The sequence below is a fragment of the Chryseobacterium taklimakanense genome, from assembly GCF_900187185.1.
Taxonomy (GTDB): domain Bacteria; phylum Bacteroidota; class Bacteroidia; order Flavobacteriales; family Weeksellaceae; genus Planobacterium; species Planobacterium taklimakanense.
The window spans coordinates 2,068,622-2,081,714 of sequence record NZ_LT906465.1; the positions used below are offsets into that span (position 1 = coordinate 2,068,622).

Here is a 13,093-nt window from a genome sequence, read left to right on the forward strand (position 1 = left end):
CAGAATGATAAATAAATTAAATCAATTTAAAATCATTCTAAACAGCACCAAAAATCCCGATGGATACAAATGTAATAAAATGAAAGCGATTATTCGCATAATAAAATTTTAAAATAATTAGCGAACGTTCGCTGATAGTGAAAATATTTTTTGTAGGTTTGTAACATCAAATAACAGATACAATAAAGATATGGAAACACAAACGCAAATGAAAGTTCTTGCAAATGAGCAGTTTCAGGATATTTTCTCGCCGGAATTGGTCAATTTCCTCACTGAACTTCATCAAAAATTTAACGGAAGGCGCCTTGAGCTTCTAACCGCAAGAAAAGCCAAACAGAATGAATTTGATCTGGGGAAACTGCCTTCTTTTCCGAAGGAGACCGAAGAAATCCGAAACGGTGATTGGGTTTGTAATCCTTTGCCGAAGGATCTTTTAGACAGACGCGTCGAGATTACGGGGCCGGTTGACAGAAAAATGGTCATCAACGCCCTGAACTCCGGCTCATCAACTTTTATGGCAGATTTTGAGGATTCCAATGCCCCGACCTGGCAAAACTGTATGGAAGGGCAAATCAATCTTTCAGATGCCGTCAACAAAACCATTTCATTTGAAAACAAAGCCGGCAAAAAATATCAGCTTGGTGAAAAGACTGCGGTGCTATTGGTTCGTCCGCGCGGGCTTCATCTTGATGAGAAACACATTGAATTTGATGGTGAAACGGCTTCCGGATCGCTCACCGATTTTGGAATTTTCTTTTTCCGAAATGCCAAAAAACTGGTTGAAAACGGCAGCGGACCTTATTTCTATCTCCCGAAACTGGAGCATTATGAGGAAGCGAGATGGTGGAATGATGTCTTTGTTTTTGCCCAGGAATATGTAGGTATTCAGCAGGGAACGGTCAAGGCGACGGTGCTTATCGAGACGATAACTGCTTCTTTTCAGTTGGATGAAATTCTTTATGAATTGAAAGAACACAGCGCTGGCCTCAATTGCGGTCGTTGGGATTATATCTTTTCCTACATCAAAAAATTCAGAAACCTGCCCGAATTTTTAGTTCCTGACCGTGATCAGGTGACGATGACTTCGCCGTTTATGAGTGCGTATTCCAAAAGGGTTATCCAGGTTTGCCACAAACGCGGCGTTCATGCGATGGGAGGAATGGCAGCCCAAATTCCGGTGAAAAATAATGAAGAGGAAAACGAAACAGCCTACGCAAAAGTGCGTGCCGACAAAGAACGCGAGGTGAAAAACGGCCATGACGGAACGTGGGTTGCACATCCGGGACTGGTTCCTGTAGCGAAGGAGATTTTTGATGAATTTATGCCGACACCTAACCAAATTGATAAAAAACACAATGACTATCATATATCTGAAGCCGATTTGCTGGAAATTCCGAAAGGAACAATCACCGAAAATGGCGTAAGAAAAAACATCAACGTGGGGATTCTTTATATCGAATCATGGCTGATGGGAACCGGAGCCGCTGCACTTTATAACTTGATGGAAGACGCTGCAACCGCAGAGATTTCTAGGACACAGGTTTGGCAGTGGCTTAAAAACCGGGCAAAACTGGACGACGGCAGAACTTTAACTCCGGAAATGGTATTGGACTGGGAAAAAGAAGAGCTGGAAAATATCAAAGATTATGTTGGCGAAGAACGTTACGCCAGCGGAAAATTTGAGCTCGCAACGGAACTTTTCAATGATTTGGTGCTCAATGAAAACTTCGATGAATTCCTTACTCTGAAAGCTTATCAGTACTTGTAAAATGCAGAATGTACAATGTACAATGTATAAAGTACAATGTATAAAGTACAATGTATAAAGTACAATGTAATATGTACAGCCTAATTAAAAGCAATTTTATTCAAAACCCAAGAGCATAATAAAATATTTAAACAATACAAAAAAGAAAAATAAATAAATTCAGAAATATTATGAAAAATCAGGAACAGATCCAGCAACTGGAAAAAGAGTGGTTAGAAAGCCCGAGATGGAAAGGTGTTAAAAGGCCATATACCGCAGAAGATGTGCTAAAACTTCGCGGCAGCTACAAACTCGATTACACCATCGCAAAACTAATGTCGGAAAAACTTTGGGAAAAACTGAACACCCAGGATTTCGTGGCGGGACTTGGTGCTTTGACGGGAAATCAGGCGGTGCAGGAAGTAGATGCAGGTCTCGAGGCAATCTATCTTTCGGGATGGCAAGTTGCAGCCGATGCCAATTTATCAGGTGAAATGTATCCCGACCAGTCGCTTTATCCGGCGAATTCTGTACCTTCTGTGGTAAAAAGAATTAACAATGCACTTTTGAGAGCGGACCAAATTCAGTCGGTAAATAATGTGGATGAGGTGAACAGAAAAAATTACCTCGTACCAATCGTTGCCGATGCAGAAGCCGGATTTGGTGGAAATTTGAACGCTTTTGAACTGATGAAACAAATGATCGAAGCCGGTGCGGCCGGAGTTCACTTCGAAGACCAGCTTTCTTCAGCTAAAAAATGCGGGCATTTGGGCGGAAAAGTTTTAGTTCCCACTCAGGAAGCGATCAACAAACTGATTGCGGCCCGTTTGGCGGCCGATGTTTGTGGCGTGCCGACGGTTTTGGTGGCAAGAACCGACGCTGATGCTGCAGATTTGCTGACTTCTGATATCGACGAAAGAGACCATAAATTCATCAAAGGTGAAAGAACTTCCGAAGGTTTTTATTATGTGAACAACGGTGTAGAGCAGGGTATCGACAGAGGTTTGTCCTACGCGCCTTATGCAGATTTGATCTGGATGGAAACCTCTAATCCTGATCTGGATTACGCAAGAAAATTCGCTGAAGGAATCCACGCTAAATTCCCCGGGAAAATGCTGGCGTATAACTGTTCACCGTCTTTTAATTGGGCAGCGAAGCTATCTGTTGCTGAAATGGAAACGTTCCGTGAAGAGCTGGCGAAAATGGGCTACAAATTCCAGTTCATCACTTTAGCAGGTTTCCATGCGCTGAACACTTCGATGTTCGAACTGGCTTCGGCTTACAAAGAAAGAGGAATGGCAGGATACAGCGAACTGCAGGAGAGAGAATTCGCACTGCAGGCCAAAGGTTTCCGCGCCGTGAAACACCAAAGCTTCGTAGGAACCGGATATTTTGATACCGTTCAAACCGTGGTTACTGCGGGCAACGCATCTACTACTGCTTTGGCGGGATCTACGGAAGAGGAGCAGTTTCATTAATAAACAGTAAAACTAAAAGTTAAACTGGCTTTAAATCATTTATTCTCCATATTTTTAATTTTGTTGTTTGAAAAAGGGTCTTTCCGGATTTTCGGAAGGGCTTTTTGTTTTTTAAAACTATAAAATCCGATCGCGAAAACTTCCCCTCAAAATTCATCTCTCAACTTTCGCTATCTTTGCAGCATGATAAGGATTACCAAAATTTTCACTTTCGAAACTGCCCATGTTCTGTACAATTACGACGGAAAGTGTAAGAATATGCACGGCCATTCCTACAAACTTTTTGTAACGGTAAAGGGCAAGCCAATCGATGATCTTAACAACCCGAAAAACGGAATGGTGGTGGATTTTGGCGATATCAAGAAAATTGTGAAAGAGGAAGTCGTGGATGTGTGGGATCACGCAGTGCTGATCAATGCGCTGTCGCCCCACAAAGAACTGGGTGAAGATCTGGAACGTAAAGGCCATAAAGTCATTTACTGCAACTATCAGCCGACCTGCGAAAATATGCTTTATGACATTGCTGAAAAAATTAAAAAACATCTGACGCAACATGTTCAACTGGCTTATCTGAAAATGCACGAAACTGAAAACTCTTATGGTGAATGGTTTGCCGAAGAAAATTAATTTGAAAATGTGCTAATTTGGGAATTTGAAAATTCCGAATCTGTCATTGCGAACGAAGTGAAGATTCTCTCAATGAAAAAAATTGAATTACTACCCAAAAAAAAAGTTTACTTCGCATCCGACCAACATTTCGGTGCACCCAATATTGCTGAAAGCAAAAAACGTGAAGAAAAATTCATCCGCTGGCTCGATGAAATTAAAAAGGATGCACAGGTTTTGTGTCTGATGGGCGACCTGTTCGATTTTTGGCACGAATGGAACCACGTGATTCCGAAAGGTTACGTCCGGGTTTTGGGTAAACTTGCCGAACTGAAAGACTCGGGAATTGAACTTTATATGTTTGTGGGTAACCACGATCTGTGGATGAAAAATTATTTTGAAGATGAGATTGGCTGCACTGTTTTTTTCGAAAAGCAATATTTTGAAATTTCAGGAAAACAGTTTCTTTTGGCGCACGGCGACGGGCTTGGACCCGGCGATCACGGTTACAAGCGAATGAAAAAACTCTTTACCAATCCTCTCGCACAATGGGCGTTCAAATGGCTTCATCCCGATATTGCAATGAAAGTAGCCATTTACTTCTCTCAAAAGAATAAAATGATTTCCGGCGAAGAAGACAAAGAGTTTTTGGGCGAGGACAAGGAATTCCTCATCATTTATTCCAAAGAAAAACTTAAAAATGAGAAAATAGATTATTTCGTTTACGGTCACCGCCATTTGCCGATGGTGCTGGATTTGAAATCGGGTGAAAACCTTGCGAAATACATCAACCTTGGCGACTGGATTTCGTATTTTACCTATGGAGAATTCCAAACGGACTTTGAACTGAAAAGTTTTAAATAATATTGTGTTTAATAATATTTTTAATATTAAATCTGAAGTGGATTTCCAGGAAGCCGCCCTGGAAACCTTCCGCTATCAGTACGAAAACGTGGAGGTTTACAGAAGATTTGTTAACTTTCTGAAAATCAGTCCGGATGAAGTAAAGGAGGTTGAAAATATACCTTTTTTGCCGATTGAGATGTTTAAAAATCAATTGGTTATAGATGGAAATTTCAAAACAGAACGTTATTTTCAAAGTTCAGGAACCACCCAGATGCTGAACGGGTCAAAGCATTTTATTGCGAATTTTGGATTGTACGAAGAAAGCATTTATCGCAGTTTTGAACAGTTTATCGGAAAACCTGAAGATTACATTTTCCTCGGCCTGCTTCCGAATTATTCTGAAAATCCACATTCATCACTGATTTATATGGTGGATTATCTGATGAAAAAATCGGGGAAACCTGAAAACGGCTATTTTCTTTACAATCACGCTGAACTTTTGGAACTATTAAAAACTTTGAAGGGTCAGAAAGTCATCCTTTTCGGGGTTTCCTTCGCGCTTTTAGATTTTCTGGATTTCTGTCAGGCAGAATTTTCCAAAACATCGCATTCACCGCTTCACGTCTTCACCGATTCAATCAAAATAATCGAAACCGGCGGAATGAAAGGCAGAAAAGAAGAAATAACGAAAGATGAACTGCTGACGATTTTAAAAAACGGTTACGGAACGGAACAGATTTTTTCAGAATATTCTATGACGGAACTGCTTTCACAGGCGTATTCTCTTGGTGAAAATATATATGAAACTCCAAACTGGATGCGGGTGTTAATCAGAAGTACCGAAGATCCATTTTCTTATGTAAAAGACGGCAGAAACGGCGCCATCAACATCATCGACCTTGCCAACCGCCATTCCTGTTCCTTTATCGCTACCCAGGATTTGGGTTCGGTTCGAGAACTGGAGACAAAAAAAAGTATTCATCCGGCATTTTCGGTCGCCGGGAGAATTGACCATTCTGACATCCGCGGCTGCAGCTTGCTAATTTCTTAAATTTGAAAACCTATGCTGAAGGCAGAAGAACTTGTTTACAATTACATCCACGCCAATCATGATTTCAGCGAGGATATTGTGCTTACCAACTATTTCCATGCGGACTGGGAAGCGGATATATTGGTTATTGACCAGCATGGTTTCAGCCACGAAATCGAAGTTAAGCTTTCAAAAAGCGATTTTAAAAACGATTTCAAAAAATCATTGATCCACGCACACACCGGGGAAAAATTCCTGAAGCACGACAAAATATGCTGTGGTGATTATGTTTGCAACCATTTCAGTTTCCTGCTACCGATGGGCATGATTCCGCAAGAAAATATTCCCGATCACTGCGGAATTATTGAGTTTTATCACGATGCAGACAACTGGGAGACGCATTTTTTCCACGTTCGAAAACCCAGGAAAATTCACGAAGACTGTTACTGGAACCTTGTAGATAAAGATCTGTTCATAAGAAAACTTTCGCAGAATTTCGTCTCCAGAAAATTCGAAATGAAAGGCAGAGCTGAAGAGTTTATTTTTAGAAATCCTTTTGAAATCAGGAAAAAATAAAGTCGGTAAAAGAGATTTTACTTCGCATGCCTAAATACAAAACTTGGATCCAATTTTCCGGGGTATTCATCAGAATTAAAATCTTTTGATTTTTAATCAATTACTTGTTTGTCGTTTCAAAAATAATTTATACTTTTGCAACCTCAAATATCAGATTGTGAGGTGAGATAAACAATCTGGTATGAATAAATAATGCTTCCAAACTCATTAATTATTCAATTTTTAAAACAAAAAAATGGCTAAAAAAGTCTTTAAAATGGTAAAACTTCAGGTGAAGGGTGGCGCTGCTAACCCCTCTCCACCAGTAGGTCCTGCATTGGGTTCTGCCGGTGTGAACATCATGGAGTTTTGTAAGCAATTTAACGGAAGAACTCAGGACAAGCCGGGACAGGTTTTACCAGTAGTAATTACGGTGTACGAAGACAAATCTTTTGAATTCGTAATTAAAACCCCTCCTGCTGCAATCCAGCTTTTGGATGCTGCTAAACTGAAAGGTGGTTCTGGGGAGCCTAACCGTAACAAAGTAGGTGCTGTATCATGGGATCAGGTTAAAATAATTGCTGAAGATAAAATGGCAGATCTTAACTGCTTTACTCTAGATTCAGCTATGACTATGGTTGCAGGTACTGCAAGATCTATGGGCATCCGTGTAACCGGACAAAAACCAACTAACGCTTAAAACTTACTGATATGGCAAAATTGACGAAGAAACAAAAAGAAGCTTTAAGCAAAGTAGAAAAGGGAAGAGTTTATAACCTGGAAGAAGGTTCTGCTCTTGTAAAAGAAGTGAACACTGCAAAATTCGACGCTTCTGTAGATATCGCTGTAAGACTTGGTGTAGACCCAAGAAAAGCTAACCAGATGGTAAGAGGTGTTGTATCCCTTCCGCACGGTACAGGTAAGGACGTGAAGGTTCTTGCATTGGTTACGCCGGATAAGGAAGCTGAAGCGAAAGAAGCAGGTGCAGATTATGTAGGATTGGATGAATATCTTGATAAAATTAAAAACGGTTGGACAGATGTTGACGTGATTGTTACCATGCCTGCTGTTATGGGTAAATTAGGTCCTTTAGGTAGAGTGCTGGGTCCAAGAGGTTTGATGCCGAATCCAAAATCAGGTACTGTAACTATGGAAATAGGTAAAGCAGTTTCTGAAGTGAAATCAGGTAAAATTGATTTCAAAGTAGATAAATACGGAATTGTACACGCAGCAATCGGTAAAGTATCTTTTGACGCAGTAAAAATCAAGGAAAACGCAACTGAGCTGTTACACACACTTCAGAAGCTGAAGCCAACGGCAGCAAAAGGTGTTTACGTGAAGTCAATCTATTTGTCTTCTACAATGAGCCCGGGTATTGCAATTGATGCTAAATCTGTTAACTAAACTAAATCCTTAAGACAATGACTAAAGAAAATAAAGTTGTAGCAATACAAGAGATTAAAGATTTGCTTCAGGATGCAAAAGTAGTTTACGTAGCAGATCTTGAAGGTTTGAACGCTGCCAGATCATCAGATTTCAGAAGGCAGGCTTTCAAAAACAATATCACTGTAAAAGTTGTTAAAAATACGTTGCTTCAAAAAGCGATGGAACAGATAGAAGGTGTAGATTTCTCTGAAATGTACGGCACCTTTAAAGGAAACTCCGCTTTAATGATTGCAGAAACTGCCAATGCACCTGCAAAACTTATCAAAGATTTCCGTAAAAAAGAAGAAAAACCATCGTTGAAATCTGCCTTCGTACAGGAAACTTTCTACCTTGGAGACAACAATCTTGAAACGCTTGCCAACATCAAGTCTAAAGAAGAGATGCTTGGAGAGATCATCGGATTGCTTCAGTCGCCGATCCAGAGATTGGTTTCTGCTTTGCAGAACAAGCCTGAAACGGTAGAAGCTAAAGCTGAGGAAGCTGCACCAGCAGCGGAAAAAGCTGCAGCACCTGCAGAAGAAGCAAAAACTGAAGAAGCTCCGGCTTCCGAAGAACCAAAAGCAGAAGGAGAAGCTCCGGCTGCAGAATAATTACACTCAAAAAAATATCATAATCAACAATTAAAAACATTTTAAAATGTCAGATTTAAAAAATTTAGCTGAAACGCTAGTAAACCTAACAGTAAAAGACGTAAACGAATTAGCTACCATCCTTAAAGAAGAGTACGGAATTGAGCCGGCTGCTGCTGCAGTAGTAGTATCTGGTGGTGCAGGTGGTGGAGAAGCTGCTGAAGAAAAAACTGAATTCGACGTAATTCTTAAATCAGCAGGTGCTTCTAAATTGGCTGTAGTTAAATTGGTAAAAGATTTAACAGGTGTTGGTCTTAAAGAAGCAAAAGATATGGTAGACGGTGCTCCAGCTCCAATCAAGCAGGGAGTTCCTAAAGACGAAGCAGAAGCTCTTAAGAAACAACTTGAAGAAGCTGGTGCTGAAGTAGAATTGAAGTAATTTTTTACTAAATATTTTTAAAGGCTGTCTTTATTGACGGCCTTTTTTTTATCCGCCGCGCTGCGCTCCCGATGCTGTTCGGCATAGGATTTAATAATGAACGCTTGCATCACCTACGCCTGTTTCTCTGAAATAATTTTATTTTATAATTTGAAGAAATCGCATATCTTTGTTCCACGCAATAGATTAGTTTTCAGTTGATAAATGGTGATCAAGCACACTGCCGATCAAGCTGATATTTTTGGAATACTTTTTTGTAATGGAAGTGGTTTTTGATAAATTCTAAACCAATGTCACTGGTTACCGAACAATTTTTTATTAAAGGCAACATTGAGGTTTTTAACTGTTCGGTGCTAATCTTATGTTTAGATAAGAGGGTGGCAAAATGACAAAAAAATAACTATGTCAAAACTGCTCATAATCTTGCAGATAAACTGTTGAAATATATAAAACACAATAGAATGAAGAATAACAATTATTCATGTTACCTTTTAGGGGATTTAAAAGCTCTGATGACAAAAAAGCTTAAAACACCTTATCGGTCATCTTGACATTATTTTTATCCAGTCCTTTGCATGCGCAGACACAGTGCGCCACTTCTGCATGGCTTGGTGGTTATTATGGTCCGGAAGGCAATTGTTCTACCGCTTACGACGGTAGTGCAAACCTGACTGAGGCGGGCTTTAGAAATTACCTGACATTTGGCACGATGACCGCCGGCCCGGGATTAACATCTCTTGCCAGAACATGTGCTAACACCAATAACTATTTTACACTGAACGGGACTACAGCCGCAACCTTTGGCACCGGCGATTATATGTATTTCAATCTCACTCTGTCAGCCAACAGTCCTGTTTTCAGATTGAATCAAATCTATGTTACGCAAATAGTGGGCTCATTCAACCTGCGCGTAGCGGTGTACGATGTAGCTGCAAATTCAGAAACTATTGTATTAAACAATTCCACGGTGAATGTGGGTAACGGTTCAAGGGCAGAAATTACCGCAGGTACCCCTTACGATCTTCAGCCAGGTAAGACCTATCAGATAAGATTTTATGGATACAACAGCAGTACCAGTGTTGCGATAGATAACCCGGCCATCTTTGCCATGCCCATTGCAACGCTCAGTTCTAATACGTACACCATTTGCAGCAGTACTACGCCTGTTACAACTTTGAATTCGCTGGTGACAAGCCCGCTGACTTTTACTAATAATATTTCTTTAAGATGGTTTAAAGGATCAACTTACCAGGCAGCAGGATCCACTCTTTCCCCCGGAACCTATACACCGTATTACTATAACAGTGCTTCAAACTGTTACTATGCGGCCGGTCCAGCTGTTACAGTCTCAAATTCACCAGTGTACAGTGCTGCGGCACCAATCCTTACAGGAAATCAGACTGTATTCCAGGTGGCTTGTGGTGCAAATCCGGCAACCATTACTTTACCTTCCACTGCAACCAATGCGCCTACTGGCGGAACGCTCGTATGGGTGAGTTCGCCGACTTCAACTACACCAATTTCTTCACCGGTTTCGGCAGGAACTTATTATGCGAGGTTCCGGAATGCTGCCGGCGACTGTTATTCAACTGCTTATACAACCGTAAACGTGATCAATGAGCTTTGCGTTACGCCACCGTCTGCTATAACTGTATACACTGGATCGTCTGTCAGCCGCGATCTGGCCGCAGCGATAAATCCTAAAGGAGGGACTCCGTCTTACACTTACACTGCTGCTACCACCGGGTGTACTGCACCAACGGGAGCAGTGGGAACTATCAGTAATCCCACTATGGCAGGATCTTTAGTAAGTTATACGGCACCAAGCACACCTGGATTGTATTATTACTGTGTAACCGTGTGTGATGCGGCAGCCTCACCACTGAGACAGTGTAAAACCGTAACAGTTCCCGTAAATGTGGTAAATACCCCAGTATTCCCATGTGTGAATTCCGCTTACATAAGCCGTTTTGATTCGGTGAACAACAATACCAGAATTGTAAAATTGGACTACACTCCTACCGGCGTGACTTTAACGCTAATTGGAACCAGCCCAGTCCATCTTAACTCAATTGCCTACAATACTGTTGATTCAAAGATGTATGGTGTGGATACCCGCGGATATTTAATGGTGGTTAACAATTCAGCCACAAATACCATTACCGATGTAAATTCTTCACCAATAACTGGATTGCCGGCTACATCTACCAATTATTGGGATTATAATGTGGGTGGATTTTACAATGGAGATTTGTATGTACAGGCGGTTAATACAAACAGTACTCTTTACAGGATTAATATCAGTACGAATACTGCCACCGCTGTCACATTAAGCGGCACAGTTGGGGGTGGCTTAGATCTTGGAGACATGACATATAGTCCTGTGCTGAATGCTTTTGTAGGCTTTGATAACAATACGAAAAAAATGGTGACAATAAATCCCACAACGGGTGCCGTAAATTATGCCGCCTTTGTTAACTCAGTGATTGGAGAGATGGGTGCTGTTTTTTCGGCTGTTGGAGCAGACAATACGGCATATATTTATGGTCTTGATGGTACAACAAATATTTTTTATCAGTTTGATCTTACCGCAGGGCCCAATTACGGCCGGGCTTTCCAGGTTTACGATGACACGTTCCCAGCCATCACAGAATACGACGGAGCGCACTGCCCAACATCATCGCTGACGTTCCCGGTAGATCTTTCTGTAACGAAAACTGCGGGAAGTTCAACGTACGTTCAAGGCCAGACCGTCACGTTCACAGTTACCGTCGAAAACCACCATCCATTAATTGCTGTAAACAATGTTGCAGTAACTGATAACATACCTGTCGGGCTTAGCAACGTTACCTTTTACGCAGTACCCACTCCAGGGGCTATAACTTCTGTATCCACAAACAGTACATCGCCTTCCTCAGGAAATATTGCTGATAAGGCGTATATTCCGCCAGGAGGAAAAATTGTGTACCATATTACTGCCACAGCCACTTCTTCGCAACCTATTACGAATACTGCAAGTATTGCTATTCCTTCAAATTTTACTGACGCAAATATCAATACTAACATTTCAAGTGTTACTATAACTGCAGCCGTGTGCTACAAACCTGCTGAGGTTTCGGGTGTATCCTATGAAACCATGCATGGTATTACAGCCTTTAAAAGGGCTGGTGCATTTGCTCCGAACAACTGGCCGATGGTAAGAAGAGGAGCTTATACAGCTCTTGAGGCAAAGACGAAAGGCTTTGTGGTTAACAGGCTTACAACAGCACAATTAAACAAAATCGTGTCTGATGGAAAGGCAGTTGAAGGAATGGCAGCTTACGATGTAACGGTGAACTGCTTCAAGATTTATGACGGAACGGCTTTCAAGTGCTATACGAAACCTTCCTGTGACCAGTAACCTAATGAAATGACCAAAACAGAGAAAAAATGAAAACTACCTGTTGTGCATTTAGCACAAATTAACTTTTAGTTTATTTAAACTTCTTTTAAACACGAAGAAATTCAGGTATTGAATCATTGTGAAAGAAGTTATTTTTGACACTATTCTTGTCGCAAGACCTTGAAAGGTTTTTGCAAAGTTCGTGTTTATGGTGAACTGTCCGCACAGTTGCGAGATATTGGTTTCAATTCTCTTTCTTATTTTTGATTTCGTCCTTGAAAACTCCACAAAACCATGTTGATTCCTGCGCATAGGAACCGAAAGGTTAATCTTGGAGAAATTGAATAAATCCACTTGCAATTCTTTGCTGATATATCCTCTGTCTCCGATTAATAAACAATTTTGAAAATTTTCTTTAATATCGAAAAGATAATTTACATCGTGGACATTTGCGGGCGAAAAATCAAAAGAGTGAAAGATTCCATTCTTATCACAAACTGCATGTAGTTTATAGCCAAAATATCTTGACTTCTGCGCCGCACAATATCCAAATGCAGGTTTGATTTCATCCGTAGAGCAAATTGCGGAACGATTTGCCCTGCTTATTTTACATATTTCAATGGGTGTTGAATCCACAATGAAGACGTCGGTAAAGTCTGCAAACTTTCCGCTCAGAGTTTCCCGAATTTTCTCAATGTAAGGGAAAAGTTTTCTTTTCCTTCTGTTATATACGCTTCTTTCTATCTTTTCGTCCAAACCAGTTCCCGAAATACACCTAAACAACTGTAGTTCAGAGTTAATCGACATGTATTCTGCGGTAATATTAAGTGCCACAAGTTCCAAGTCGGACATTTTTGGAAGTCTGATTTGCTTCTTAGTGGTGATATGGTTGCAGGTTTTTGTCAATTCTTTTAAAATAATTTCGTAGTTTTGAATGAGATTGTTCATGTATTTAATGGCTTGGTAACCAATTAAATATACGATTTTTTAATCAA

Annotated in this window: 12 protein-coding genes; 11 read left to right on the plus strand and 1 reads right to left on the minus strand. The window is 40.7% G+C overall.

Translation table 11 applies throughout. The features are described 5' to 3' along the window. Positions 1-190 precede the first annotated feature (190 nt). The 11 genes from aceB to CKV81_RS09950 all read left to right on the plus strand — a co-directional run bounded on the left by aceB (position 191) and on the right by CKV81_RS09950 (position 12,116). A complete protein-coding gene (aceB, locus tag CKV81_RS09900) occupies positions 191-1,768 on the plus strand; it encodes a malate synthase A (protein WP_095072922.1) in 1,578 nt (525 codons plus the stop codon). Positions 1,769-1,938: 170 nt separating this feature from the next. Then, complete coding sequence (aceA, locus tag CKV81_RS09905) at positions 1,939-3,225, plus strand: isocitrate lyase (RefSeq protein WP_185116896.1); 1,287 nt, start codon at positions 1,939-1,941, stop codon at positions 3,223-3,225. 183 nt (positions 3,226-3,408) lie between these two features. After that, positions 3,409-3,852, plus strand: coding sequence for a 6-carboxytetrahydropterin synthase QueD (gene queD / locus CKV81_RS09910; protein ID WP_095072925.1), 444 nt, complete (start codon positions 3,409-3,411; stop codon positions 3,850-3,852). A 72-nt stretch (positions 3,853-3,924) separates the two neighbouring features. Beyond that, positions 3,925-4,695 (plus strand): UDP-2,3-diacylglucosamine diphosphatase, encoded by a 771-nt coding sequence (locus tag CKV81_RS09915; RefSeq protein WP_095074429.1) that lies wholly within the window; start codon positions 3,925-3,927, stop codon positions 4,693-4,695. A 1-nt stretch (position 4,696) separates the two neighbouring features. After that, positions 4,697-5,728 carry a LuxE/PaaK family acyltransferase gene (locus CKV81_RS09920; protein ID WP_407641687.1) on the plus strand — a complete coding sequence of 344 codons (1,032 nt, stop codon included), beginning with the start codon at positions 4,697-4,699 and terminating at the stop codon, positions 5,726-5,728. Between the two features lie 12 nt (positions 5,729-5,740). Beyond that, the gene (locus tag CKV81_RS09925) at positions 5,741-6,283 is read left to right on the plus strand and encodes a hypothetical protein (RefSeq protein ID WP_095072928.1); all 543 of its coding nucleotides are present in this window, start codon (positions 5,741-5,743) and stop codon (positions 6,281-6,283) included. A gap of 235 nt (positions 6,284-6,518) precedes the next feature. Further along, on the plus strand, positions 6,519-6,962 hold the full coding sequence (gene rplK, locus CKV81_RS09930; protein ID WP_095072930.1) for a 50S ribosomal protein L11: 444 nt from the start codon (positions 6,519-6,521) through the stop codon (positions 6,960-6,962). An 11-nt stretch (positions 6,963-6,973) separates the two neighbouring features. Then, positions 6,974-7,666 carry a 50S ribosomal protein L1 gene (rplA, locus tag CKV81_RS09935; protein WP_095072932.1) on the plus strand — a complete coding sequence of 231 codons (693 nt, stop codon included), beginning with the start codon at positions 6,974-6,976 and terminating at the stop codon, positions 7,664-7,666. A 17-nt stretch (positions 7,667-7,683) separates the two neighbouring features. Further along, positions 7,684-8,298: a 50S ribosomal protein L10 gene (rplJ, locus tag CKV81_RS09940; RefSeq protein ID WP_095072934.1), complete on the plus strand. Its 615-nt coding sequence runs from the start codon at positions 7,684-7,686 to the stop codon at positions 8,296-8,298. 46 nt (positions 8,299-8,344) lie between these two features. After that, a complete protein-coding gene (rplL, locus tag CKV81_RS09945) occupies positions 8,345-8,716 on the plus strand; it encodes a 50S ribosomal protein L7/L12 (protein WP_095072936.1) in 372 nt (123 codons plus the stop codon). Between the two features lie 547 nt (positions 8,717-9,263). Further along, the gene (locus CKV81_RS09950) at positions 9,264-12,116 is read left to right on the plus strand and encodes a DUF11 domain-containing protein (protein ID WP_157727404.1); all 2,853 of its coding nucleotides are present in this window, start codon (positions 9,264-9,266) and stop codon (positions 12,114-12,116) included. A 51-nt stretch (positions 12,117-12,167) separates the two neighbouring features. On the opposite strand, the gene CKV81_RS09955 is transcribed toward CKV81_RS09950, so the two are convergent. Further along, complete coding sequence (locus CKV81_RS09955; RefSeq protein ID WP_095070070.1) at positions 12,168-13,046, minus strand: IS982 family transposase; 879 nt, start codon at positions 13,044-13,046, stop codon at positions 12,168-12,170. Positions 13,047-13,093: the final 47 nt, after the last annotated feature.